Source organism: Streptomyces sp. NPDC102270 (assembly GCF_044766405.1).
Lineage (GTDB): Bacteria > Actinomycetota > Actinomycetes > Streptomycetales > Streptomycetaceae > Streptomyces.
The window spans coordinates 128,068-154,268 of sequence record NZ_JBIWLX010000016.1 but is presented as its reverse complement, the minus strand read 5'-3'; the positions used below and the strand labels follow the sequence as shown (position 1 = coordinate 154,268).

General features: G+C 71.6%; 15 protein-coding genes and 1 pseudogene. 8 read left to right on the top strand and 8 right to left on the bottom strand.

Annotated features, from left to right (window positions below; translation table 11 throughout):
• The first annotated feature begins 35 nt into the window (after positions 1–35).
• Positions 36–1,295, top strand: a complete 1,260-nt coding sequence (locus ACIRP7_RS31785; RefSeq protein WP_403666187.1) for an MFS transporter — start codon at positions 36–38, stop codon at positions 1,293–1,295.
• A 201-nt stretch (positions 1,296–1,496) separates the two neighbouring features.
• On the opposite strand, the gene icmF is transcribed toward ACIRP7_RS31785, so the two are convergent.
• Positions 1,497–4,727, bottom strand: a complete 3,231-nt coding sequence (icmF, locus tag ACIRP7_RS31780) for a fused isobutyryl-CoA mutase/GTPase IcmF (protein WP_403666185.1) — start codon at positions 4,725–4,727, stop codon at positions 1,497–1,499.
• 432 nt (positions 4,728–5,159) lie between these two features.
• Here icmF and ACIRP7_RS31775 point away from each other — a divergent pair, with 432 nt between their 5' ends.
• The 4 genes from ACIRP7_RS31775 (at position 5,160) to ACIRP7_RS31760 (ending at position 10,778) form a co-directional block, all read left to right on the top strand.
• Positions 5,160–7,331 (top strand): MMPL family transporter, encoded by a 2,172-nt coding sequence (locus ACIRP7_RS31775; RefSeq protein ID WP_403666183.1) that lies wholly within the window; start codon positions 5,160–5,162, stop codon positions 7,329–7,331.
• Positions 7,332–7,471: 140 nt separating this feature from the next.
• Positions 7,472–8,233: a YqjF family protein gene (locus ACIRP7_RS31770; protein ID WP_403666181.1), complete on the top strand. Its 762-nt coding sequence runs from the start codon at positions 7,472–7,474 to the stop codon at positions 8,231–8,233.
• 294 nt (positions 8,234–8,527) lie between these two features.
• On the top strand, positions 8,528–9,595 hold the full coding sequence (locus tag ACIRP7_RS31765) for a glycerophosphodiester phosphodiesterase family protein (RefSeq protein WP_403666179.1): 1,068 nt from the start codon (positions 8,528–8,530) through the stop codon (positions 9,593–9,595).
• A gap of 151 nt (positions 9,596–9,746) precedes the next feature.
• Complete coding sequence (locus ACIRP7_RS31760; protein ID WP_403666177.1) at positions 9,747–10,778, top strand: LacI family DNA-binding transcriptional regulator; 1,032 nt, start codon at positions 9,747–9,749, stop codon at positions 10,776–10,778.
• A gap of 46 nt (positions 10,779–10,824) precedes the next feature.
• Here the strand turns inward: ACIRP7_RS31760 and ACIRP7_RS31755 are convergent.
• From ACIRP7_RS31755 to ACIRP7_RS31740, 4 genes and pseudogenes are all read right to left on the bottom strand, one after another.
• Positions 10,825–11,471, bottom strand: a pseudogene (locus ACIRP7_RS31755) (DUF6629 family protein).
• Positions 11,472–11,537: 66 nt separating this feature from the next.
• Positions 11,538–12,827, bottom strand: coding sequence for an extracellular solute-binding protein (locus ACIRP7_RS31750; RefSeq protein ID WP_403666175.1), 1,290 nt, complete (start codon positions 12,825–12,827; stop codon positions 11,538–11,540).
• On the bottom strand, positions 12,824–14,041 hold the full coding sequence (locus tag ACIRP7_RS31745; RefSeq protein WP_403666173.1) for a hypothetical protein: 1,218 nt from the start codon (positions 14,039–14,041) through the stop codon (positions 12,824–12,826). Before ACIRP7_RS31745 ends, ACIRP7_RS31750 begins: the two co-directional genes overlap by 4 nt.
• Entirely contained in the window at positions 13,945–16,959 is a 3,015-nt protein-coding gene (locus ACIRP7_RS31740) for a tetratricopeptide repeat protein (protein WP_403666327.1), read from the bottom strand. Before ACIRP7_RS31740 ends, ACIRP7_RS31745 begins: the two co-directional genes overlap by 97 nt.
• 280 nt (positions 16,960–17,239) lie before the next feature.
• Here ACIRP7_RS31740 and ACIRP7_RS31735 point away from each other — a divergent pair, with 280 nt between their 5' ends.
• Positions 17,240–19,402 (top strand): PQQ-binding-like beta-propeller repeat protein, encoded by a 2,163-nt coding sequence (locus ACIRP7_RS31735; RefSeq protein WP_403666171.1) that lies wholly within the window; start codon positions 17,240–17,242, stop codon positions 19,400–19,402.
• Positions 19,403–19,460: 58 nt separating this feature from the next.
• Here the strand turns inward: ACIRP7_RS31735 and ACIRP7_RS31730 are convergent, their stop codons facing one another.
• Positions 19,461–20,603: a S1 family peptidase gene (locus ACIRP7_RS31730; RefSeq protein WP_403666169.1), complete on the bottom strand. Its 1,143-nt coding sequence runs from the start codon at positions 20,601–20,603 to the stop codon at positions 19,461–19,463.
• 219 nt (positions 20,604–20,822) lie between these two features.
• On the opposite strand from ACIRP7_RS31730, the gene ACIRP7_RS31725 reads away from it, so the two are divergent.
• On the top strand, positions 20,823–21,524 hold the full coding sequence (locus ACIRP7_RS31725; RefSeq protein WP_403666167.1) for a ThuA domain-containing protein: 702 nt from the start codon (positions 20,823–20,825) through the stop codon (positions 21,522–21,524).
• Positions 21,503–22,600: a Gfo/Idh/MocA family protein gene (locus ACIRP7_RS31720; protein ID WP_403666165.1), complete on the top strand. Its 1,098-nt coding sequence runs from the start codon at positions 21,503–21,505 to the stop codon at positions 22,598–22,600. Before ACIRP7_RS31725 ends, ACIRP7_RS31720 begins: the two co-directional genes overlap by 22 nt.
• Here ACIRP7_RS31720 and ACIRP7_RS31715 read toward each other — a convergent pair whose 3' ends face one another.
• Positions 22,601–24,076 carry a glutamate--cysteine ligase gene (locus ACIRP7_RS31715; protein WP_403666163.1) on the bottom strand — a complete coding sequence of 492 codons (1,476 nt, stop codon included), beginning with the start codon at positions 24,074–24,076 and terminating at the stop codon, positions 22,601–22,603.
• 108 nt (positions 24,077–24,184) lie between these two features.
• Positions 24,185–26,200, bottom strand: coding sequence for a TIM-barrel domain-containing protein (locus tag ACIRP7_RS31710; RefSeq protein WP_403666161.1), 2,016 nt, complete (start codon positions 26,198–26,200; stop codon positions 24,185–24,187).
• Position 26,201 lies beyond the last annotated feature (1 nt).

Sequence of the window (26,201 nt, the reverse complement as noted above, 5' to 3'; positions counted from 1 at the left end):
GACCTTGCCCCAAGGGGAGCCCGCAGCATCGCTCCATGGTGCGGAGCAAACGGCTGCTGGTCGACGTGGAGCCGCTGCGGACGGGCGCGTTCCGGCGGTTGTGGGTGGCGGGGATCGTGACCGCCCTCGGGGCTCAACTGACCGCGGTCGTCGTGCCGTTGCAGATCTACGAGTTCTCCGGTTCGTCGGCCTGGGTGGGTCTGGCCGGTCTGGTGGGCCTCGCCCCGATGGCCGCGGCGGCACTGTGGGCAGGGGCACTCGCCGACGTACGCGACCGGCGGCGCGTACTGCTGACGACCACGATCGGCGTCGGGGTGACGTCGTTGCTGCTGTGGGCGCAGGCGTGGGCGAATCTGCGGTCGGTTGCCGTGCTGCTCGTGCTGGTCGGTGTCCAACAGGCCCTGTTCGGTGCCCACTCCACGGTGAGCAGGGCCGTGACACCGCGTCTGGTGCGGCCCGGGCTGCTTCCCGCCGCCAACGCGCTGCAGTCGATGGTCCTCCTGTCGGCCGGGATCGCCGGACCGCTGCTGGCCGGTGGCCTGCTCCCGGTCGTGGGGAGCCGGACGCTGTACCTGGCGGACGCGGTCGCCGTCTGCGCGACGGTATGGGCGGTGTGGCGGCTGCCGGCTCTTCCCCCGGTGAGCGGCGGTGAGCGACGACAGGGTGCGGTTCTGCGCCAGATCGCTGACGGCGTACGGTTCGTGACCAAGCGTCAGGTGCTACGGACGGTCTATCTCTGCGACTTCGCCGCCCTGACCCTCGGTCTGCCCACGGCACTGTTCCCGCAACTGGCGGCAGAGACCTTCCACCCGTCGGACATCGGGGTGTTGTACGCCGCCGTCTCGGCCGGGGGTGTGCTGGCGGGGTTGTTCTCCGGGGCCTTCGCGCGCGTTCACCGCCACGGTGTCGCGGTGGCGGTGTCGGTCGGGCTGTGGGGCCTGGCGGTGGCGGGGTTCGGGTCGGCCCACTCGCTGCCCGCCGCGGTGGCGTGGCTGCTGCCGGCCGGCGGCGCGCTCCTCGCGCTGGGCGTGTTCCGGAAGACGGTGCTGCAGACGGCCGTTCCCGACGGGATGCGCGGCCGGCTCCAAGGGATCGACACGGTGGTGGCGGTCGGAGGGCCGCGGCTGGGCGACCTCCTGCACGGCACGGTCGGCGCCGCCCTCGGTGTCACCCGGACCGTCATGGGCGGCGGCGTCCTGACCGTCGTGGCGGCACTCGCCCTCCTCCTGTTCTTCCCGGGGTTCCGGCGCCATCGGGCACCGGCCGGGAGCGCACAGGAGGCGCTCAGCGCGTGAGCCGCGTTTCGGAGTCGGCGGCAAGGAATTGCTTCAGCCGCACCACGAAGTCACTTGGCCGCGTCGGGATCGACGAAGGGCGCCTGGAAGCCGACCCGCGCGGCCGGGGCGGGCCGGCCCCGCCTCGGGAACGAGCACCGCGTCCGCCGGCGTCCTCGCCACCTCGCGGCGCTGCTCCCGGCCCTCCCATGACGGTCGCCCTCAGACGTTGCGGCGGTACTGGCCACCCACCTCGAAGAAGGCCTCCGTGATCTGCTGGAGGGAGCAGACGCGGGTGGCGTCCATGAGGACGGCGAAGACGTTCTCGCCGCGTACCGCCGCGTCCTTGAGGGCGTCCAGGGCGGACCGGGCCTCCTCGTGGTGGCGGGCGTGGAAGTCACGTACGCGTGCCAGCTGGGACTGCTTCTCCTCCTCGGTGGCGCGGGCGAGTTCGACGACGCCGGGCTCGGCGGTGTCGGCGTGCGGGTTGCGGAACGTGTTGACGCCGACCAGGGGCAGGGAGCCGTCGTGCTTGCGCTGTTCGTAGAGCATCGACTCGTCCTGGATGCGGCCGCGCTGGTAGCCGGTCTCCATCGCGCCGAGCACACCGCCGCGTTCGCTGATCCGCTCGAACTCCTGGAGCACGGCCTCCTCGACCAGGTCGGTGAGTTCGTCGATGATGAACGACCCCTGGAGCGGGTTCTCGTTCATCGCCAGGCCCCACTCCCGGTTGATGATCAACTGGATGGCCAGGGCCCGGCGTACGGACTCCTCGGTGGGGGTGGTGACGGCCTCGTCGTAGGCGTTGGTGTGCAGGCTGTTGCAGTTGTCGTAGATGGCGATCAGGGCCTGGAGCGTGGTGCGGATGTCGTTGAAGTCCATCTCCTGCGCGTGCAGGGAGCGCCCGGAGGTCTGGACGTGGTACTTCAGCTTCTGGCTGCGCTCCCCCGCGCCGTACTTCTCCTTCATCGCCACCGCCCAGATACGACGGGCGACCCGGCCCAGGACCGAGTACTCGGGGTCCATGCCGTTGGAGAAGAAGAACGACAGGTTGGGGGCGAAGTCGTCGACGCGCATGCCGCGCGCGAGGTAGGCCTCGACGTAGGTGAAGCCGTTGGCGAGGGTGAAGGCGAGCTGGCTGATGGGGTTCGCGCCGGCTTCGGCGATGTGGTAGCCGGAGATGGACACCGAGTAGAAGTTGCGGACCTGGTGGGCGATGAACCACTCCTGGATGTCGGCCATCATCCGCAGGCTGAACTCGGTGGAGAACAGGCAGGTGTTCTGGCCCTGGTCCTCCTTGAGGATGTCGGCCTGCACGGTGCCGCGCACGTTCGCCAGCGCGTGTGCGCGCAGCTGAGCCGACTCGTCGGGTGAGGGGTCGCGGCCCTCCTCGGCGCGGAACCGCTCGATCTGCTGGTCGATCGCGGTGTTGAGGAAGAACGCCAGGACCGCCGGCGCGGGACCGTTGATCGTCATGGAGACCGAGGTCGTGGGCGCCACCAGGTCGAAGCCGTCGTAGAGCGCCCTCATGTCCTCCAGGGTGGCCACCGAGACGCCGGAGGTGCCGACCTTGCCGTAGATGTCGGGGCGCTCGTCGGGGTCACGGCCGTAGAGGGTCACCGAGTCGAAGGCGGTGGACAGGCGGGTCGCCGGCTGGCCCTGCGACAGGAGCTTGAAGCGGCGGTTGGTGCGGAACGGGTCGCCCTCGCCGGCGAACATGCGCGCCGGGTCCTCGCCGTCGCGCTTGAAGGGGAACACCCCTGCCGTGAAGGGGAAGTGGCCCGGCAGGTTCTCGTTCCGCCAGAACCTCACCAGCTCGCCGTGGTCGGTGAAGCGGGGCAGGGCGACGCGGGGGATCTTGTTGCCCGACAGGGACTCACGGGTCAGCTTGGTGCGGATCTCACGGTCGCGGACCTTCACGACCTGCTCGTCGCCGGAGTAGGAGGCGATGACGGCGGGCCAGTTCTCGATCTGCCGGACGATGTCGTGCGGGAGGCGGGTGCGGGCGTCGTCGAGCAGCGCGTGCACGTTCGCGGCGTCGGAGCCGGCGTCGGTGAGCTCGGCCCCGACCAGCTCCAGGCGCTGCACCCGCCGGGCCGCCTCGGCCAGCCGCTCGGTGTCGGCGTGGTAGGCCCGGACGGCCTCGGTGATCTCGGCGAGATAGCGCACCCGGTCCGGCGGAACCACCTGCCGGATACCGGAGGAGTGGCGTACGTCGACCCGCGGCAGGCTGCCCTCGGGCAGCGGCAGTCCCTTCTCCGCGAGGACCGCCGTGAGGTGCTGGTGGAGTGCGGTGACGCCGTCGTCGTTGAAGGTGGCCGCGGAGGTGCCGTAGACCGGCATGTCCTCGGGTCGCCGGCCGAACGCCTCGCGGTTGCGGACCAGTTGGCGGCCCACGTCCCGCAGGGCGTCCTTGGCGCCGCGCCGCTCGAACTTGTTGATCGCCACGACGTCGGCGAAGTCGAGCATGTCGATCTTCTCCAGCTGCGAGGCCGCGCCGAACTCGGGTGTCATCACGTACAGGGAGGCGTCGACGAACGGCACGATCGCCGCGTCGCCCTGGCCGATGCCCGGCGTCTCCACGATCACCAGGTCGAACCCGGCGGCCTTCACGACGTCGATCACGTCGGAGAGGTGCTCGGGCAGCTCGCGGCTGCCGCGGGTGGCGAGGCTGCGGAAGAACACCCGGTCGCCGTCGAGGGAGTTCATCCGGATCCGGTCGCCGAGCAGCGCACCACCGCCCCTTCGCCGGGTCGGGTCGACCGCGATCACGGCGATGCGCAGGGTGTCGCGCTGGTCGACACGGAACCGGCGCACCAGCTCGTCGGTCAGCGACGACTTCCCCGAGCCGCCGGTGCCGGTGATACCGAGAACCGGCACCCGCCGCGCCGCCGCCGCGGCCCGCAGCTCCTGCCGGAACTCCTCGGACAGCTTGCCGAGTTCGGCGCCGGTGAGAGCGCGGGCGATGGCGAAACGGTCGCCGGTCAGGACCGCGGTGAGGTCGGCCGGCTTGCCGTCCCAGAGGTCGAAGTCGCAGTCCTTGACGACCGTGTTCACCATCCCCGCGAGCCCCAGTCGCTGCCCGTCCTCGGGCGAGAAGATCGTCACCCCGCTCTCCCGGAGCCGGGCGATCTCCTCCGGCACGATCACCCCGCCACCGCCGCCCACCACCCGGATGTGCTCCGCGCCCTGCTTGCGGAGCGAGGCCACCAGGTACTCGAAGTACTCGACATGTCCGCCCTGATAGGACGAGACCGCCACGCCGTGCGCGTCCTCTTCGAGAGCCGCGTCCACGACCTCGCGCACGGATCGGTTGTGCCCGAGGTGGATGACTTCGGCGCCCTGCGACTGGAAGATCCGTCGCATGATGTTGATCGAGGCGTCGTGCCCGTCGAACAGCGCCGAGGCGGTGACCAGGCGGACGGGGTGGACGGGGCGATGCAGATCGCTCATGGCGGAGCCTTCCCGGGGCACATCGGAAGAACACGGGCTGAGAAAATAGTAGGACGTCCTAGTAAATATAGAGGGGTCCGGGTGACGAGAAGCACAGCGGCATGCCGCATGCATGACGGACGGACCTGATCCGGCCGCGGGCACCCGCTGGCGCCGAGCACCCCACCCTATGATCCCGTTCGGCGCGCAGGACGCGGTCCGGGCGGGCCACCGAAGGCGCCGTGGTCCCGGTCCCCCGTCCGGCCGACACGTCGGCCGGGTCGAACTGACTCCCGGTCAAGCGATCTCGATCCTTGATCTCTACGATGAGAGCTCAAGACAACCATTCCGGCCGGTCCAACGGGGGGACCCTGAGGGACCGGCCGGGGGTCGCCGATGCCAGGGTCCGCTCCCCGGGCTGCGGTGATCTTCCTTCCCAGGAGGACCTTCCGCATGTTCCGAAGTATTGGCAACGCTGTCGTCCGACATCCCGTCTGGACGATCGTTGCGTGGTTGATCGCAGCTGTGGCGATCGTGGCCACCGCTCCGAGCCTGCCCTCGAACAGTGACGAGAGCAGTTTTCTCCCCAGAAGTTATGAGTCCATCAAAGCGGCGGAACTTCAGGTGAAGGCGTTCCCCAGCGCCTTCACCCCGTCCGCGATCGCGCTGTACAAGCGCACCGACGGCGGCAAGCTGACCGCCGCCGACCAGAAGGATGTCGCCCGGATCACCTCCGAGCTGGGCAAGAAGAAGATCGACCAGGTGCAGAAGGTCGTCCCCGGCCAGCCGTCCTCGGACGGCAGGTACGCCCTGACCCTGGTCCAGATGGACAGCAAGAACGCCGGCCAGCCGAAACAGGCCGACGCGGCCAAGGTGTTGCGCGACGACGTCAAACAACTGGCCAAGGGCACGAACCTCGACGTCAAGCTCGGCGGCTCGGCCGCCCAGGCCCTCGACCAGCAGGACTCGTCCAAGCGCGGTGAGGCGCTGATCGGCATCGGCACCTTCCTCATCATCCTGGTGACGCTGCTGATCATCTTCCGGGCACCGATCCTGGCCTTCCTGCCCCTGATCACGATCGGGTTGGTGTCGGCGATCGCCAACGGGCTGATCGCGTACGCCACCAAGCTGTTCGACCTCCAGGCCAACAGTTCGATCTCGTCGATCCTGATCGTGGTGCTCTTCGGCGTGGGCACCGACTACTTCCTGTTCCTGATGTTCCGCTACCGAGAACGTCTGCGTCTCGGCGACGAACCGAAGCAGGCCATGATCAACGCCGTCGACCGGGTCGGAGAAGCCATTGCCTCCGCCGCCGGAGCGGTCATCATCGCCTTCCTCGCGCTGGTCCTGTCGACGCTGGGCTTCCTCAAGCAGATGGGCCCGGCGCTCGCGATCGCGGTCACCGTCACCCTGATCGCGGGCCTGACGCTGATCCCGGCCGTCGTCTCCCTCATCGGCCCGAAGGTGTTCTGGCCGTCCAAGTCCTGGCAACGCGAGCCGGAGAACGCCCGGTTCGCCGCCCTGGGCCGCGGCGTGCGGAACCGTCCGGCGCTCACCGCCGGACTCTCCGGGCTCATCCTGGTCGCGCTGTCGCTCGGGACGTTCGGCTACAACGCCACGTTCGACCTGGCGTCCGGCTCCATGCCCAAGACCAAGGAGTCGATGGTCGTCCAGGACGAGATGCAGAAGGCGTACTCGGCGGGTGCCGCCGCGCCGACCGACGTCTATCTGTCCAGCACCGACGGCAAGCCGATCGACACGACGGTCTTCGACGGGTACGTGAAGAAGCTCGGGGCCGTGGACGGCGTGGCGAACGCTCGCCTGTCGCAGTTGAACAAGGACGGCACGACCATCGACTTCACGGTCACCCTCAAGTACGAGGCGTCGACGGACAAGGCCATCGAGACGGTGGGCCGGGTCCGCGAGGTGGCGCACTCCGACGCCCCGGACGGCACCGAGGCCGTGGTGGGCGGCATGTCCTCGATCTACAAGGACATCGACACGGCGGTCAACCACGACTACCGGACGGTCTTCCCCGTCGCCGCCGCGCTGATCATGCTCATCCTGGGGCTGCTGCTGCGCAGCGTGGTCGCCCCCTTGTACCTGATGGCGTCGGTGGGCCTCGGCTTCGGCGCGACGCTCGGTGCCACGGTCTGGATCTTCCAGGAGGGCCAGGGACACTCGGGTCTGATGTTCATGCTGCCGGTGATCATGTATCTCTTCGTGGTCGCCATCGGCACCGACTACAACATCCTCATGATCGCCCGGCTGCGGGAGGAGGCCCGCGAGGGCCGTGAACCACGCGAGGCAGCCGGTATGGCGCTGCGGCACGCCGGTCCCACGGTGGCCGCGGCGGGCTTCATCCTGGCGGCGACCTTCGCCACGATGATGCTGGCGGGCAACGCACTGCTCACGGAGATGGGCTTCGCGGTCTCCTTCGGCATCGCCGTCGCCGCCTTCGTCATGGCGATGTTCTTCACGCCCAGTCTCACCGCCCTGATCGGCCACGCGGCCTGGTGGCCGGGGCACGCGGACCGGGCGAAGCAGACACCGGCCGCGCCCGAACCGGTCTCCGGCGATGACCGCGACACCGCGGTGCAGGATCCGGCCGGTCGCCGCAACTGACGCCGAGGTGACGGGAGGGACGGCGTCCGCCGGGCCGCACGGCTCGGCGGACGCCGTCCCTCCGTCCCGAGCTGCCGTCTCTTCCTCCCGAGACACCCCTGCCCGGCCGGATGCGACGGTTGTCTGCCACCCTGGACGCCGTGCCGAACCCCGCTCCCGTCACCCCGGACGCCCCCTCCCTCGTACGGGTCCCGCTTCTCACCCAGCAGTGGCTCGACCTCGCCTTCATCCACTGGGCCGCCGAGCCGGGCGTCGTGGCCGGGCTGTTGCCGCGCGGCACCGTCCCCGACACCCACGACGGGCTGACCTACGTCGGGCTGGTCGCGTTCCGGATGCACCGGGTCGGCTGGCTGGGGCTGCCGGGGGTGCCGTATCTCGGGACGTTCCCGGAGACGAACGTGCGCCTGTACTCGGTGGACGGGCACGGGCGGCGTGGCGTGGTGTTCCGCTCGATGGACGCCTCCCGGCTGATCCCGGTGGTGATGGGACGCGTCGGCTTCCGACTGCCGTATCTCTGGTCCCGGATGAGCGTCCGCACGGCCGCTGACACGGTCACCTACACCAGCTCGCGCCGCTGGCCCGGCCCGCGCGGCGCCCGCAGCCTGATCACGGTACGGACCGGCGGACGCATAGAGGAGCCGACCGGTCTGGAGCACTTCCTCACCGCCCGCTGGGGCATGCACAACGCCTTCTTCGGCGGATCCGAGTCGCCGGCCTACCTGCCCAACGACCATCCGCGCTGGCCCCTGTACCGCGCCGAGCTCCTCACCTGCGAGCAGGACCTCGTCACCGCAGCCGGCCTGCCCGCCCCGACCGACCCCCCGGTCAGCGTCCTGTACTCCCCGGGCGTCCCGGTCCGCCTCGGCCGTCCGGCCCGTCCCGCAGGCATCCCCACGCCCTGACCTCGGGGGCGGTGTGTTCACGGGGCCGGTCGGTGATCTCCGGCCGACGCGTCATCGAGCTGGCCGGACGGCGGCAGCGGCCCCGTCGAGGTCGTACCCATTGCGCGCGCCCGGGCCACCGCGGCAAGTAACTCGCCAACCCCTCCACGATGAGGAGATCTATCCGCCTGGTCCCCTGACCCCGACAGGAACGTCGTTCCTCGGACATTCACGCCGGGATCACGTCCGATGGGTTGAACCGGACCGCGACCTCACTACCGTCTGTGGCGTCCCGACCCACACAGTGAGGTGTCGATGTCCGCAAGACATGTCCTCGCCGGCTTGGCGCTGGTGCCGGTGCTCGCACTGCCGGCCGCCACCCCCGCAACGGCGTACGGCGGCCACCAACTCCCGGCGCCCAAGCCGCACTTCGACCTGCAGGCCCACCGCGGCGGCCTCGGCATGACGACCGAGGAGTCCCTGGAGGGCTTCGGGAAGGCGATGCGCCTCGGGGTGTCCACGCTGGAGCTGGACACCCATGTCACCAAGGACCGGAAGGTCGTCGTCAACCACGACCGCCAGATCAGCGCGGTCAAGTGCCGTGACACGGGGCCGGTGACGGCCGGCGACCCGATGTACCCGTATGTCGGCAAGTACATCAAGGATCTGACCCTGGCTCAGATCAAGTCCCTGGACTGCGGTTACCAGCAGCTGCCCGGCTTCCCCGAGCAGGAGGTGGTCAAGGGGTTCCGGATGGCCGAGCTGAAGGACGTGCTGAACCTGGTCAAGAGCTACCGCGCCAAGCGGGTCAGGCTCAACATCGAGACGAAGGTCGAGGCCGGCGCACCCGAACAGACCGCGCCGCGTGGGGTGTTCGTGCGGCGCGTGTACGAGGAGATCCACCGCTCGGGCATCGAGCGGCAGGTCACCGTCCAGTCCTTCGACTGGGGCGCGCTCAGGGCGATGCACCGGCTGGCCCCGAAGTGGCCGCTGGTCGCGCTCACCAACTACGACTTCCTCCAGGTCGGCAAGGCCGGCGCGTCCCCGTGGCTCGGCGGGATCGACGCCGACGACTACGGCGGCGACTTCGTCAGGGCGGCCGCCACGATCCCCGGTGTCAGGACCCTCTCCCCCAACTACGGCTTCCCGCAGAGCGGCAAGGTCGGCGACCCCGACTTCCGCTTCTACGCCGACCGGACGATGGTCGAGGAGGCCCATGCCCGGGGTCTGAAGGTCGTTCCGTGGACCTGCGACGACCCGGCCACCGTGGAGGCGCTCATGGACATGGGCGTCGACGGCGTCATCACCGACTATCCGAACCGTGTACGGCAGATCATGGCCGAACGCGGCATGCCTCTGCCGAGGGCGTACCGGCCCCGCTGACGCGGTGGCGCCACCGCGAGCCCGTCGCGGCGCCACCGCCGGCCCGGCGGCCATGACACTGTGCCGTCGGGCTCGTCGGGCTCGTTCTACAGTGTCCACAGGCCCGTTCCGCGAGCTTGACGCCGCGTCCGGCGCCAGTAAGAATCCCCGAATGAATGTGACCGGTCACACAAGCAGTTCCGCGAGCATCCGGGATGTCGCCGCGGCCGCCGGGGTCTCCTACCAGACCGTCTCCCGGGTGATCAACGGTCACCCGAGCGTGCGGCAGTCGACGCGGGAGCGGGTCCTCGCCGCCATCGACGAGCTGGGTTTCCGGCGCAACGCCACCGCGCTCGCCCTGGCCAGGGGCCGCAGCAGGGCCGTGACCGTACTCACCGCCGACACCACCCACTACGGCTACGCCTCGATCCTCCAGGGCGTCGAGGAGGCGGCCCGCGCGGCCACCTACTCGGTGGGCGTGGGCGTCCTCGAATCGGCCGACGAGGCCGCCGTCCTCGCAGAGGTGCAGCGGGCCGCGGACCTGGGCGGCGGACTGATCGTGATCGCCTACGATCCGGCCGGCGTCCGGGCCCTGGAGGCCGTCCCGGCCGGGCTGCCGGTCGTCGGCGTGGTCGAGACCCCGGCGAGCGCGCCCACCGACAACCGGCCGTGGGTGTGGACCGACGACCGCGAGGCCGCCTACGAGGCGACCCGGCATCTGCTGTCCCTGGGCCACGAGACCGTGCACTACGTCGCCATCCCCTCCGGCACCCGGCGCACCAGCGCCCGTACCGGTGGCTGGCGGCAGGCCCTGAAGGAGGCCGGTGCTCCGGAACCCCTTCCGGTGCAGGGCAGTTGGGGCCCCGCCGGAGGTCATGCGGCCGGCCTCGAACTCGCCCGGGACCCGTCCGTCACGGCGATCCTGTGCGGCAACGACGACCTCGCGCTCGGTGTGCTGCGCGCTCTGCACGAGGCGGGCCGCCCGGTGCCGGGCGAGGTCAGCGTGGCGGGGTTCGACGACGCCCCGCACTCCGCCTATCTGACGCCGTCCCTGACGACCGTGCGCCTGGACTTCACGGGCCTGGGCCGGTCCGCGTTCGCCCTGCTGCACGCGGCACTGGAGGAGTCCGCGCCGATCACCCCGCACCCGGTCTCCGCGCCGGAACTGGTGATCCGGGAGAGCTCGGGACGGCCGCCCGCCTGAACGTCCCTCACCCGGGCCCGCTCCGCCCGGCATGCCAACGACACGCCTATGAGCGGTAGTTGACCGCCGGGAGAGCCGGCCTCGGGGCAGGACGCCTGCTCGCCCATCCGTACAGAACCACCGAGCAGACCGCCGCCAGCGCGCACCAGGTCGACACGAACTCCAGCCGCCACAGCAGCCAGCACACCAGCGCGCCCGCCCCGGCCAGGACTCCGAGCCCGGTGAGCCACCGGTCGCCGGAGAGCAGCAGCGCGCCGACCGTGGCGATCAGGTAGCCCGCGACGAGGAGTTCGGCCCGGGGCAGCCCGATGACGTAGGCCATGGTGTGGCTGCGGATCTCGGCCCGGGCCGGGCGGGTGGCGAGCCCGTGGGCGAGGAAGGTGGCGGTCAGCGCCCCCACCGCCACGAGCGCCGCGACCCGGCCTCCGGCTCGGCGCGGGGCGGCGCACCACACGCCCACCGGCACCCACACGGCGAGCACGGGCAGGGCGATGACGGCCCAGGTGACGGTGGCCGCACCGGTCCCGCCCCCCACGTGCCAGATCCGGGCCTCGACCAGTTGGTGGGCGTCGAGCAGCAGGGGCAGCGCGGCGAGGGGCAGGTCCCCGGCGCGGCGGGTCCGGATCAGGCGGCCGCCCCGACGGACGCGATGGCCGCACCCGCCACGACGTCCGCTGTCGCACTCCAGCACATGACACCACCATGTCAGGCCGTGCCCCCGGCCGTGCGCTCCGCCACGACGAGGACAGGGCGGACCGCTCACGCGCAGATGCTCAGCGGTGGCCGGAACGAGCGGTCGGTGCCGGAGTCCGAGTTCACCTGGACGCGTACGGTCTCCAACTGCTGGAGCAGTGAGTCGAGTTGCCGCTGGGTCGGGTCGCGGAAGAACTCCAGGACCGCTCGGTGGAAGGCGTCCCGCAGTTCGGGCGGCATCACGTCGGAGGCGTCGAAGCACAGGGTGCGGGCGCGGGAGGTGAGCAGGGAGTCGAGTTTCCGCTCGACCGGCGTCACGGAGGCCGGCGGGGACAACCCGGCCGTGTCCGGGAACAGCGGCCGTACCGAGGAATCCGCCCGCGCCCGCCAGAGTTTCCTCCCGGCCGGGCTCGACAGCCGCTCCACGAGTTGCTGGGCGTCCGGGTCGTCGCTGAAGACGGCGGCCATGTCTCCCGCGACCTCGAAGGCGTCCTGGTATGCGGGCTCTCCGTCCAGATAGCGGGCCGACGGCTCCACCTTCACGTCGTCGCCCGCGTAGACGTACCGGATGAAGGCGCTCTGGTGCTCGTGCGTGCAGTCGAATCCCGGTGAGCCGAGCAGGCCGCGCGGCTGTCCGCCGGCGCCGGACACGCCCTCGAACGACGTGGTCAGGGACCGTTCCACCGACTCCGGGGGACGCTTGCCGAGCAGCCTCGCCCAGGTGGTCCAGGCGCGCTCGACGGCCGGGTCACGCCAGTCGAGGAGACCCCTGGCCCATGCGTCGTAGAGGGTGGGGCCCGCCTGGTGGAGCAGGAGGTCCTCGATCCAGTCGGTGCCGGGCCAGCCGGAGGTGGCCTGAGAGGCGAGCCCCACGCACCAGGTGGGCCTGTCGTCGGGCGCGTCCCGTCTGCTCCACACCAGGCTCTTGAGGTCGGCCTTCAGCGGCACCCAGTACGGGCGCGCCTTGTTGTCCACGATCATGGTCGGCACCCAGGGCGGGTAGGCCCGCTGGGTGGTCTCCGGGGCGAGCGGCTTCAGCTGGTCGCGGCGGGCGTACTCGGTGAGTTCGCCGATGCTGTTGAGGACCGCCACGTCCGGCGGGTCGTCGGCCTCCAGCTGTGAGACGAGCGTCTCGCGCAGTGAACGGGTGCCCTCGTAGGTGTACGTCCGTCCGGTCCCGTCGTCCAGCTTGTCGAGGACGGCTTCGAAGGCCTTGCCCTCCTCGCCGGTCCAGGGGCCGAGGACGACCAGCGGGGCGCGGGTGTCCGAACCGCAGCCGGGGACGAGGGCGAGCAGACACGCCACGAGGAGGACGCGCAGGACACGGCTCATGCGACGGCTCATGCGACGGCTCATGCGACGGCTCCCGGGCGAGCGACGAGCAGGTACTCGCGGCGATAGGCGTGCAGCGTGCCGGCGATCACGGCCGCGCCGACGAGACCCGTGGGGAAGACGAACGGGGCGATGCCGTCGAGGAGGGCGAGCCGCCCGTCCGCCAGGTCCTCGTCGATCCGGGCCCGGAGCGTCTCGATGGCCTGTGGCTCCGGTCCGGCGAAGGGCCTTTGCTCGGCGACCGTCTCCGTCCCGGGAGAGGTCCGCTTCGCCAAGGTGTCCGCGACGGGGACGGTCTCGTGCTGGGCGTCCAGGGCCAGCAGGGCGTCAACCGTCAGGAACGGTACGGCGAGCAACGGCAGGGCGGCGACCGCGAGGGGGATGCTCAGCCGGATCCGGAAGCGGCGGCGCAGGAAGGACACCGTCCGCCACAGCCCGGCGGCGAGCAGGGCGAAGGCGAGCGCGGCGATCACCGCCGCGGCGATCGTGTCCGCGCTCCAGGCGGCCCGGTCGGCGAGCCGTGCGCGCAGCCGCCCCTCCAGTCCGCTCACCCGGTCGACGATCGTGGTCGCGGCGGATCCGGTCTCGGCCGGACAGCTCGGATAGGGGTTCTCGCCGGTCGCTGCGACGGCCTGCGAGCAGAGCATGCTGCGCGCGTAGGTGAGTTCGGCGTCGCGCAGGACCGGGTCGGTCGCATGGCCCTGCGCCCGGCCGATCCAGCCGGTGTAGTCGACGACCAGCGCCGACACGACCCGTAGTTTCTGCTCCTCGGCGACGGTGAGGGCGCCGCTGCGGGTGACCTGGTTCAGGCTCTGCGTGGCGCGGGCGATCCGGGTCCGGTACCGCTCACTGAGTCCGCTGAGCTCGGCCGCCCGGCCCTCGGCGAGGTTCCGCTCGGCCTCGCTCTGCGCGATGAGCAGCGAGGCCCGCGCGTCCGCGAGGTCGACCAGCGCGGGCGCCGCGCGTTCCCGGATGTACGCGGAGTCGCCGCGCACGCCCGCGTAGGCCCAGCCGAGCGCGCCGAAGGCCACCACGGCGAGCAGCGGCAGCGCGACGAGCCGGTCCCGCAGGTAGGCGCGATTGCGGTGGCCGACCTCGGAGGGCCAGGCGTAACGGTGGACACGGCGGACGAGTTCGGCGGTTACGGCGGCGACTGCCCGCGTGAGGCGGAGGGTGTCCTGTGTGACGGCGCGTGTGCGACCGTACGGAGCCAGTCGGCGACTCTCTTGCCGAGCCATGGGCTGTCCCTGTGGTGTCGGTAGGCGAGCGGGCGGATCTCGTAGGCGCGGTCCAGGAGGATTTCGGCCACGGCCGCGTCCTCGGGTGCGGCGGAGCGGGCGGCCTGGTGGGCGAGGGTGACGTAACGGCGGGACAGGTCCCCCCGCAGGCCGTGCTCGTCGGGCGGGAGGCCGAGCCCGGGGTCGGCGCCGGCGGACAGGGCCGCGAGGCCCGGCGCGTCGAGGGCGCCGCGGGCGAGGGCGCCCTGTACGGCCTCCCAGACCTCGACGGTCATCCGCACCCTGGCCTCCTCGTCGGTCAGGCCGTGCGCGTGGAAGAGCAGAGCGAGGCGCTCCAGTGCCTCGCTCAGCCGCTGCGGCGCCTCGTGGTCGTGCCCGGCCCTGCGCACGTACTCGATGCCGATGCGCACGGCCGCGGTCCGCGCGGCGGTCCGGTGCCGCGAGTGTTGCGCTACGGCGTCCAGTTCGCGTACGGCCTCCTCGCGCGCCCTTTCGCCGTCCAGCGCGAGCCGGGCCCTGGCGGCGCCGAAGGCCGCGCTGCCCAGGGACGGGTTGCGCAGCCGGACCGCCTCGTAGAAGGTCAGAGCCTCGTGCCGGCGGCCGAGGCGTTCCGCACAGTGTCCGAGGGCCAGCTTGGGCGCGTACTCGCCGGGGATCGCCGCGTACACCCGGTCGAAGTGCCGCCGGGCCCTGGCGACCTGGTCGCGGGCGAGGGCGAGGAGCCCGTGGTGCCAGTCCAGCCGCCAGTCGTAGGGGGCGCGTCGGGGGCCGATCCGTGCCTCGGCCGCCCGCAGTTCCCGTTCGGCGGCTTCCGGTCCGTCGGCCGGGTTCCGCAACCGCAGCCGGCAGCGCAGGAGATGGACCTCCGTGGAGTCCCGCCAGTCACCGATGTGCTGGAGCAGGGCCTCCGGGGCGGCGTCGGCGAGCCTGCTCAGCTCGGCGTGGTGCTCGTCGTGGGGGTCGGGGTGCGGGACGGGTAAGCGCTGGGCGACTTCGGCGGGCGAGGGCGGGGCGAACGGGGACGGGGCGTCGGGGGCGGCCCAGTGGGCGAGGGGTGGCGCGGAACCGAGGGCGCCGTCGAGGGCGTAGGGCGACTGGAGGAAGAGCGGCGAGGGCTCGAAAGTCTCGGCGCCGGTGCGCAGTGACCTCAACTCACGGAAGACACCCCGTAGTTGCTGCTCCATCTCGCGCGCGTCGGCAAACCGAGCGGCGGGCCGGCTCAGCGTGGCGCGATGCAGAACCCGGGCGAGCGAGAGGAGCCCGAGCCCGCGGGGCACGGGGGCGGTGGCGTCACCGGGCACCCACGGTTCCTTGCCGGGCACTTCCCCGTCCCCCGACAGATCCTCGGCGTCACCGGGTGCCTCTCCGTGGCCGGACAGGTGTCCGGAGCTCGACGCCGCCCCGCCGTGCGGCGTCTGGAGGGGGCCCGGAGAGCCCGGGTCGTCCCACGACTGCGCCGGCCCGGGGACTGGTGCCCGGCCCGTACCCGAGCCCTCACCGACCCGCCGTGCCGCACTGGTGCCGGGCCCCTGGTCGACACCCGCCGCCTCGTCGCCGCCCGACGGATCCTCGACGCCCGGCCCTTCAGCCACACCCGAGGTCTCGCCAACGCGCGATGCCTGCTCGCCGCCTGACGTCACCCCGCGGCCCGGAACCCCCTCAACGCCCGGCGTCCCCCCGACACCAGGCGTCTCCGTCGCGCACGAGTTTTCGTCGACGCCCAAGCTCCCCTCGACGCCCGGCGTTTCGGCCACGCCCGACGCCTCGCCGACGCCGATCCCCTCCTCGCCGCTCGGAACCCCCTCGCCGCCCAGCGCTTCAGTCACACGCGAAGCCTCACCAACGCCCGGCGCCTGGACGTCTCCCGACCTCTGGGCCACGCCTCCTCTCGGAGCCGCACCCGACGCCTCACCCACGTCCAGTGCCCCCTCAGCAGCCGTTCCCTGCGCGACGGTCGGCGTCTCGCCCGTCGTCAAGGCGTCCTCGACAACCCGTGTCCGTTCGGCGGCCGACAGGGCGCCCCCTGCCGCCTGGGCCACCTCCGCAGCCGACGCCGTTCCGGCATCCGCCCCCGCTGCCCTTCCGACACCCATCCCCGTCGACCCGCCGGCCCCCTCCTCCTCCCCCAACGTCCCAAGGTCCCCCAAGCGAGCCAAGTCCTCCGCCGACGTGCCCAGTCCGCTCAGTCGGCGCAATGTCTCGCCCAGGCTGAACAGGTCGTCCTGTTGCCGGGACTCGCCGTTCGGGCCCACGGTCGCGGCCTTGAAGCCGGCGGTGGTCATCCCCGGTGCCCCGGCCGGGCGGACGCTCCCCACGTCGATGATCTTCGTCGTGGTGCCGTCGTGCATGACGTTGTCCGGTTTCAGGTCGCCGTAGACCTTGCCGGGCCGGTCGGCGTGCAGATACGCGAGGGCGGACAGGATCCGTACGCCGTAGGCGAGCACGAACTCGTGGAAGCGTTCGTCGCCGAACTCCCCCGGGTTCAGTTTCGCCCGCGCCCGCACCTCCTCCAGCGTCAGCCCGTCCACGTACTGGAGGACGAGGAAGTCACCGACGCCCGGGTGATGGCCGTAGTTGAAGACGCGGATGATGTCGTCGTGGCCGAGGTCGACGAGGGCCCGCCGCTCCCGGGCCAGGGCGGCCGCCGCGGTCGCCGCCTGATCCGGGTGCAGCATCTTGATGGCGACCTCGCGGTTGTCGACCTTGGTGTCGAGAGCGAGGTACACCTCCCCCATGCCGCCGTAGCCGAGCGGCCGGATCAGCCGGTACTGGCCCGCGAGCAACTGCCCTGGGGGCAGCGGCAGTTCCCCGGGGTCGATGCCGGGGCCCCAGCCGCGTCCCAGGAGCGTGATCGTGGGCAGCACGGTGGGATCGGGGTTCTCCGCGGGAAGGTCGACATGCGCCGCCCTCAGATACATCGGCGGTCCGGCGACGACAAGCGGACCGAACGACCCCTCGGATTCCGGTACTTCACCGAACGCACTCCCGCCCCGAGCCCCCTTCATGCCTCCTCAGAATAGGGCCAGGTGCCGGGATCGACCCCTCGCGTTCCCCTTCAGACCCGGATGTCGCCGGGTTCGGCCGGTCGCAAGGCCGGATCGGCGTCCCTCTCGCGGCGGCGCCCCTCTAGAGTGAGGGGTCCCTGTCAGAAGCGTCCGGACCGCAGCCGTCCTGGCCAGGAGCGGTGAAGGAGACACGGTGACCCTGCGCGAGAGCGATCCGGAGTCTGTCGGCGGCTACCGGATCGAATCGCGGATCGGGACCGGCGGCATGGGTGTGGTCTATCTCGGCCGGTCGGCCTCGGGACGGGCCGTCGCGGTGAAGGTCGTCCACACGCGGTACGCCGACAACCCCGAGTTCCGGGCCCGGTTCCGGCAGGAGATCGTCGCCGCCCGCCGGGTCAGCGGCGCGTTCACGGCGCCGGTCGTGGACGCGGACCCGGAGGCGGCACGGCCGTGGATGGCCACCGCGTTCGTCCCGGGCCGTACCCTCGCGGAGCTGGTCGACGAGTCGGGGCCGCTGGACTGGCCCGCACTGCGCCGCCTCGGCACCGAACTGGCCGAGGCGCTGCGGGAGATCCACCGCGCGGAGGTCGTGCACCGGGACCTCAAGCCGAGCAATGTGCTGCTCCTGGAGAGCGAGGGCGACGACGGCGCCGTACGCGTCATCGACTTCGGCATCTCGCGCGCGGCCGACAGCGATGTCCGTACCCAGACCGGCATGGTGATGGGCTCGCCGCCCTTCATGGCACCGGAGCAGTTCAGCCGCCCGCACGAGGTGGGCTCGGCGGTGGACGTCTTCTCGCTGGGCGCGGTGCTCGTGTACGCGGCCACCGGGCACAGCCCCTTCGAGGCGGAGAACGCCTATCTGGCCGCGTACAACACCGTGCACGGCGAGCCGCGGCTGGGGGAAGTGCCCGAGCAGCTGCGCCCGTTGGTCTCGCGCTGTCTGGCGAAGGAACCCGCGGACCGGCCGACGTCGGGCGAGGTCCTGGAGAGGCTGGCGGGCCTCCCGGAGGAACTGCCCGCCGGGCCGCCGGCCGACGAGCCGTCCCGGGCCCCGGAGGCCGGGACGACTCAGACGGTGCCCTCGCCGCTCGGTGCTGCCGGGACGGTCCCCCGCAGGCGCCGCTGGAGGAGACTGTGGGCCGCCGTCGCCGTCGTGGCGCTCCTCGGCGGGGCAGGGGCGGCCGCGGTCGCCGTGGTGGGCGAAGAGCCGGCGGGCACGGTCGACGAGTTCGACGCTCTCGCTCCGCGGACGACGCCCGGAATGACGGCACCCGCGGGCTGGCGGCCCTGGCACAACGCGCTGGGTTCGGACGGGAAGGACCAGCCGATGGGGATCGGCCCGTCGTGCACTCCGGACGCTCTCGGCGTCTTCTGCGCCTCGGAGGAGGTCGCCCTGATGCGACTGGACCCGGCGACGGGAAACCTCGATTGGACGAAGTCCATGAGCCGCAAGCAGGTCAGCAGCTTCTCGGTGCGCAGGCCCGTCGTCCATGACGGTGTGGTGTTCGTCTACGGCACGGACCGCTCGCAGGGCATCGACGCCTATGACGGGAAGACCGGCAAGCGGCTGTGGCAACTGAAGGGCCCCCTCGGCCAGTTCGATGCACTGGGCGGAGTGCTGCTCGTGCCCCTGGACGAGCCGAGTCCCTCCAACACGGCACGCTATGCGGCCTATGAGCCGCGCACGGGCAAGGAGTTGTGGCGGCGCGAGCTGGCCTCCACCTCGTCGAGCCCCTTCTACGAAGGCCCCGGGGACACGCTCTACGCCGATCTGCGCGGCGGCGAGGGCGGCATCGCCCGCCTCGACGCACGGACCGGCAGGACACTGAGCAGCGTCGACGCGCCCAAGGGCGACCTGTGGCTGGCGACGGTCCACGACGGCACGGCGTACTACGCGCGCTGGGAGGACGACTCGGGTGTGTCCGCGGCCTTCTTCGTCCAGGACCTCGCCAGCGGGAAGACCCGCCGGATCGACTTCCCCTGGAGCGTCGAGCCGGAGGCGCCGCCGCTGGTGCAGGGCGACACCATGTACATCTTCGACTACGGCAACGAGACCCTGCTCGCCCTCGACGTGAAGCGGGGCAAGCCGCTGTGGTCCAGCTCGCGCGACCTGCGCGTCTTCAGTGAACCGGCCTACCACGCGGGCCGGTTGTACGTCACGATGCCGGACACCCGCATCGTGGCCCTCGACCCGAGGACCGGCAAGGAGATCGGCCGCAGCGCCCCGTCCTTCGACACCGCCGGCCGCTCCTTCGAGGAACTGTCGCCGACTTCGGTGCCGCCGCTGCTGGTGGGGGACGTGCTGTACGGGGTCAGCGGCCCGGGGATCTTCTCGGTGGCCGACGTCACCTGAGCCGGGCGCCGGTCGCGCGGGGGTGGGCCCGGCGCGGAGGCCGGACCCACCCGGGCACTCAGGCGGTGTGCAGGGTCAGGCCGTACCGGTTGAGGATCTCGTTGACGGGCTGGAACCAGGTCTCGCCGCCGCCGGCGCAGTTGCCCCAGCCGCCGGAGGTGACGCCCTGGGCCTGGTCGCCGCTGATGAAGGAGCCTCCGGAGTCGCCGGGTTCGGCGCAGACGCTGGTCTTGGTCATCTGGTACACCGCGCCCTGGCTGTAGTTGACGGTCTCGTTCATGGCGAGGACCGTGCCGCAGTGCCAGTGGGTCGTCGAGCCCGAGCGGCAGATCGAGGAGCCGACGGGTGCCACGTTGGAGCCGCGCACGAGCTGGTCGGAGACGGTGCCCCAGCCGAGCACGACCGGGACGGTCCACCAGCCGCTGCCGACGTTGACCCAGGCGTAGTCGTTGTCGGGGAAGGACGAGCCCTGGAAGTTGCCGACGTAGCTGCGGTCCCAGCCGTAGACGCTGCCGGTGTGCTGGTCGCAGTGGCCGGCGGTGATGAAGCCGCCGTAGACCGAGAAGCCGATGGAACAGCGGACGTTGCCGGTGTAGTAGGGGTCGCCTCCGACGGTTCCCGCGGCGAAGGTGGTCGGCGCGGCGGCCACCTCCCGCACGGTGACGGGGCCTGCCTTGCGGGCGCGGGCGACGAACGTCCGGACATCGTTGTCACCCTGCCGGCCGCTGACGACGTTCACCACCACCGCGCCGGCCTTCGGGTCGACGTGCCAGCTGCTGACGGCGTCCGGTGCGGGGAGTTTGTCGATCCGGGCCTGGGTGGCGGAGAGTTCCCGGGCGCTGTGGGCGGCGGTGCGGACCGTGGCGCCGGCCGCGCGTATGTCGCGCAGGGCGGCGGTGGAGGCGTCGGGGGTGACGGCGACGGTCAGCGTGCCCTGGGCGGCGTCGAACCAGGAGCCGCCGTACGAACTGCCCGCGGCCCGGCGGACCTTGGGTTCCAGAGCCGTGGCTCGTCGCTCGGCGGCGAGCCTCGCCTCGGCCTGGGTCTTCGTGAGGTGGAAGTCCCGCTGCATCGCCGTGAGGAGTCCGGCCGAGGCGGGCTGCTTGTCGTCGGCGGCCGCGGGGACCGTGCCCGCGGTCGCTCCGACACCGAGCAGGACCAGCACGGCCAGGCCCGCGCGCATGATTCGGCTGCGTCTCATGGAGATTGCCCTTCGTCGTTCCAACGGGGTGGGGGTGGAACAGCAGAGTTCTCTGAGAGCGCTCTCAGTGGTGTGGCTCGGCAGAGCCTAGCCGCCCGCGATTGACAGGTCCATACCAATACCGAGGTTGTCGAAATCCTGGCCCCCGGAACGGGGATTTCCCCGGGCCCGTGCGGGGGAACTCCCCAGGAGCCCTTTCCTGCCTCACGAAGGAAGAAGATGACACGTAAGAAAGCCCTTGTGGTCCGCGGCGGTTGGGAGGGACACCAGCCGGTCAAGGCCACGGAGCTGTTCCTGCCCTTCCTGGAGGGCAACGGCTACGACGTGCGGATCGAGGAGTCGACCGACGTCTACGCCGACACCGCCGAGATGGCCGCCACCGACCTCGTCGTGCAGTGCGTGACCATGTCCGAGATCACCGCGGAGCAGGTGTCGGGGCTCAGCGCGGCCGTCGCCGCCGGCACCGGCCTCACCGGCTGGCACGGCGGGATCGCCGACTCGTTCCGCGCCTCTTCCGACTACCTCCACCTGGTGGGCGGCCAGTTCGTGACCCATCCGGGCAAGGAACCGTGCGAACGGCGGGGCGGCGAGGAGGACAACTTCCTGCCGTACACCGTCACCCTCACCGAGCTCGGCCGCGAGCACCCCGTCACCGCGGGCCTCGATGACTTCGAGCTGAACACCGAGCAGTACTGGGTGCTCCACGACGACCTGATCGACGTCCTCGCCACCACCACCCATCCGGCACAGCCGTGGCAGCCCTGGCACCGCCCGGTCACCTCCCCGGCGGTCTGGACCCGTCAGTGGGGTGCCGGACGGGTCGTGGTGACGACTCCCGGGCACAGCCTCGACGTCCTGGAGAACCGCGACGTCCGTACCGTCATCGAGAGGGGCATGTTGTGGGCGACGCGCACCGCATAGGTGTCATAGGGCTCGGCGTCATCTCCCGCGCCTATCTGGACACGCTCGTCGGCCACTCCGCCGTACGCGTCACCGCGGTCGCCGACCTGGACGCCTCCCGCTCGGCCGCCGTCGCCGCCGAACTGCCCGGAGTGCAGGCGCTGTCCGTCGAGGAACTGCTCAGCAGCCCGGACGTCGACACGGTGCTGAACCTCACCGTCCCCGCCGCGCACGCCGAGATCGCCCTCGGAGCCATCGGCCACGGCAAGCACGTCTACGGCGAGAAACCGCTGGCCGCCCGACTCGCCGACGCCCGTGCCGTGCTGGAGGCCGCGGCGAAGGCGGCGGTCGGGGTGGGATGCGCGCCGGACACCGTCCTCGGCACCGGCGTCCAGACGGCACGGGCGGCGGTGGAGGCCGGAACCGTCGGCCGCCCCCTGTTCGCCTCGGCCGTCATGGTCACCCCGGGCCACGAACGCTGGCATCCGCACCCGGACTTCTACTACACGGCCGGTGGCGGCCCCCTGCTGGACATGGGGCCGTACTACCTGTCCTCCCTGGTGCATCTGCTGGGGCCGGTGCGGGCCGTGATCGGGGCGTCCAGCCGGCTGCGCACCGAGCGGGTGATCGGGTCCGGCCCCCGGGCGGGCGAGCGGATCCCGGTCGAGGTGGACAGCCATGTCTCCGGGGTCCTCGAACACGAGGGCGGGGTCCTGACGACGATCACGACGAGCTTCGACGGCGTCGCCGCCACGGCCGCGCCGATCGAGGTCCACGGCGAGACGGGCACTCTCGTGGTCCCGGACCCGAACCACTTCGACGGCGAGGTACGGCTCCTCGAACTCGGCGGGTCCCAGTGGCGCACCCTCCCGCCCTCGGCCGGATACGTCGGTGCCGCGCGGGGCGTCGGACTGCTCGACTTCGCCGCCGCGGACGGGCACAGGGCGCCGCGCGCGAGCGGTGAACTGGGCCTGCACGTCCTGGAGACGATGACCGCGCTGCTGCGTTCGTCGGCCGAGGGGCGGCGGATCGAGCTGTCGACGTCGGTGGAGCGCCCCGCGCCGGTGCCGTTGACGCCGTCGGAGAAGTGGCGCTGATCAGTCCACGGGCCAGGTGTGCGCGGGTGCGTTGAGGTGCATGTAGTCCATGTACGTCGTCGTCATCCGCCGCAGCGCCTCCTGGCGGTCACAGCCCGCCTTCTCCAGATGGTGGACCGTCTCCGCCTGCCACAGGGCGCCGTTGCGGGCGGTGACGCACCGCTGCTCGATGACGCCGAGCAGGGGCTCACGCCACTCCGCGTCCATGCCGGCCAGCTCCAGCCCCCGGTGGGCGAGGGGCAGCAGCCGCCGCAACACCAGTTCCGTGACCGGCACTTCGCCCACTCCCGGCCAGTACAGGCGGGCGTCGATGCCGTCACGGGCGGCGGTGTGCAGGTTCTCCTCGGCGACCGAGAAGGACATCCGCGTCCACACCGGCCGGTCCTCGTCGACCAGGGCGCGGGTCAGGCCGTAGTAGAAGGCGCCGTTGGCGATGATGTCGGCCACCGTGGGTCCGGCGGGCAGCACCCGGTTCTCGATGCGCAGGTGCGGGCCGCTGTCGGTGACGGCGTAGATCGGGCGGTTCCAGCGGTAGATCGTGCCGTTGTGCAGGGTCAGTTCGCCGAGTTCCGGGACCCCGCCGCCGTCCAGTACCTCCTGCGGGTCCTCGTCGTCGCAGATCGGCAGGAGTGCGGGGAAATAGCGCACGTTCTCCTCGAACAGGTCGAAGACGCTGGTGATCCAGCGCTCGCCGAACCACACCCGGGGCCGTACGCCTTGTGCCTTGATCTCCTGGGGGCGGGTGTCGGTGGCCTGCTCGAAGAGCGGGATGCGGGTCTCGCGCCACAGCTCCCTGCCGAAGAGGAACGGCGAGTTGGCCGCCAGCGCGATCTGCACGCCCGCGACGGCCTGGGCCGCGTTCCAGTAGTCCGCGAACTCCTTGGGGGCGACCTGGAGATGGAACTGCGTGCTGGTGCAGGCGGCCTCGGGGGTGATGGCGTCGGCGTACATCGCGAGGCGGTCCACGCCGTCCACCTTGATGCGCAGGTCCTCGCCGCGCGCCGCGAAGATCTGCTCGTTGAGCAGCCGGTAGCGCGGATCGCCGGACAGTGCGGTCTCGCCGACGTCCGCCTCGCCCAGCGTCGGCAGGATGCCCACCATGATCAGGTGCGCGCCGACCGCCGAGGCGCGTTCCTCGGCGTGGTTGAGGGCGTCGCGGATCTCCTGCTCCCAGGAGCCGGGGCCGCCCGACAGCAGACGGCGGGGCGGGATGTTGATCTCCAGGTTGAACCGGCCCAGCTCGGTCGACCAGGCGGGGTCGGCGATCGCGTGGAGCACCTCGGTGTTCCGCATCGCCGGAAGCCCGTCCTCGCCCACCAGGTTGAGCTCGATCTCCAGCCCGACCTGCGGCCGCTCGCTCTCGAAGCCGGACTCGCGCAGCATCTGCGCGAGGACGTCGAGGCAGGTGTGCATCTTGTCCCGGTACCGTCGGCGGTCCTCCCGCGTGAACACCAGAGCCGGCACGTCACGTCCCATCGGGCCCTCCCGAGTCCCCTCGGCGGATACCACTCCCGTCCCAGAGTCCCACCTCCGCAGCACCCCGGACAGTCGGCGCACAGCACTGGGCGGTGCGCGACCCCCCGCTCACAGAACGTGCGCCCCGGCCCGCAGCCAGAGCGGGGCGGCGGTGAGGGGGATCCGGACCCGGCGCCAGGCGGGACCGGCGATCGGCCCGCCGGAGCCCGCGTACGGCAGCCACTCCCCCGGCGGGAACCACACCTGTCTCCGCCCACCCGGCGCGTACAGCGGGGCGACCAGCAGATCCGGGCCCAGCAGGTACTGCAGGTCGGCCGCGTGGGCGTCCGGGCGGTCCGGGTGGTCCAGGGCCATGGGGCGGGCGAGCGGCTCACCGGTGCGGACCGCGTCGGCGGCGGCCGAGTGGAGGTACGGCAGCAGACTCCTGCGCAACCGGGCCGCGTGCAGGACGGCCGCGTACGCCTCCTCGCCGAAGTCCCAGGGCAGCCGGGAGGTCATGCCGTGGAACCGGCTGAGAGGCGACATCAGACCGAACTGGGCCCAGCGGGCGAAGAGTTCGGGGTCCGGTGTGCCGTGGAAGCCGCCGATGTCATGACTCCAGAAGGGGTGACCGGAGAAGGAGAGCGAGAGGCCCGCGCGCAGGGTGGAGGCCAGGTCCTGCCAGCTCGCGTCGGGGTCGCCGGTCCACTTGGCGCCGTGTCGCTGGCCGCCGGTCCAGGTGGAGCGGCCCCAGGTCAGGCCGTGGCCCGCGACCTCCCGGGTGACCTCGGCGACCAGGTCGTTGAAGAGGAGGGGGTAGAGGTTGTGCAGTCGGTCGCCCGTCATGCCGTTGTACGCCACCGCCGCCACGGGGACCGCCTCACCGAAGTCGGTCTTCAGGACCGACACCCCGGTGGCCAGTACCCTTCGGACCCGGCCCCGGAGCCAGTCGGCGGCGCCTGGGTGCGTCAGGTCGAGGACGGCCGAGTCGGGGTGCGCGCCGCCCCAGACCTGCCCGATCCACGTACCGCCCGAGGCGGTGTGCAGGAACCAGCCGTTGTTGTCGGCCTCGGCGAAGTGCGGGCTGTCGACACTGAGGTACGGGTTCATCCAGAGCGAGACGTGAAAGCCCTGTCCGGCCAGGTCGGCCACCAGCCCCTGGGGGTCCGGGAACGCCTCGGCGTCCCACTCCATGTCCGACCAGCAGCCGGGTCGCTGCCAGTAGGTGTCGATGTGCAACACGTCGCAGGGGAAGCCGAGTTCGCGGATACGGCGGGCCCGCTCGCGTACCTCCCGCGCGCTGTCCCGGCAGAATCCGCCGGAGATCCAGGGACCGAAGGCCCACTGCGGGGGCAGCAGGGCGGGGCCGGTCAGGTCGCGGTAGGTGCGCAGGCACTCGCCGGGGGTGCCGGTGATCAGGTAGTAGTCGAGTTCCTCGTCGGGGACGGTGAGCGACCAGGCGCCGGTGTTGTGGTGGGCGAGGTCGAAGGAGGCCGCGGCGGTGGTGTCCACGAGGACGGCGTAGCCCCGGCTGGAGAGCAGGAACGGGACGGCCTTGTAGGAGCGGGTGCCGGTCGAGCCCTGGGCGTCCTCGACCCAGCAGTCGACGCGTTGGCCGCGCAGGTCGGGGCCGGTGAAGCGTTCGCCGAGGCCGTAGAAGTGCTCGTCGGGTTCGGTGAACCAGCTGTCGTGGTAGGCCGGTTGACCGTCGGCGAGTTCGGTGACGCCGAGCGGCAGGACGGTCCTGCGGCCGCTCGGGTCGCTCACGTCGGTCGCCTGCCGGAGGTGAGGGTCGGTCAGTTCGAGTGCCAGGGGCGAGAGATGGATGTCCAGACGCAGGGCGTCGAGTCGGAGGGTGAGTGTGTCCGGTGACCGCTCGACCAGGCAGCCGGTGGTCGCGGGCGCGGTGACGACGGAGACCCTGGGTGTCGTGGGTACGCCGTCCAATCGCAGGGTGATCCGCAGGGAGTTGCCCGTCGCGGGACGCAGGCGGAGCGTGCCCGTACGTCCGGCCGCCGTGCGTACGTCGAGGGTCACGCCGTCCGTGTCGGCGACGGCGACGCAGGCACCGGCCAAGGGATCCAGCAGGGCCGGGACCAGGGGTGGAGGCGGTGCCACCCAGGGCGTGCGGTCGCGTGGATGCATG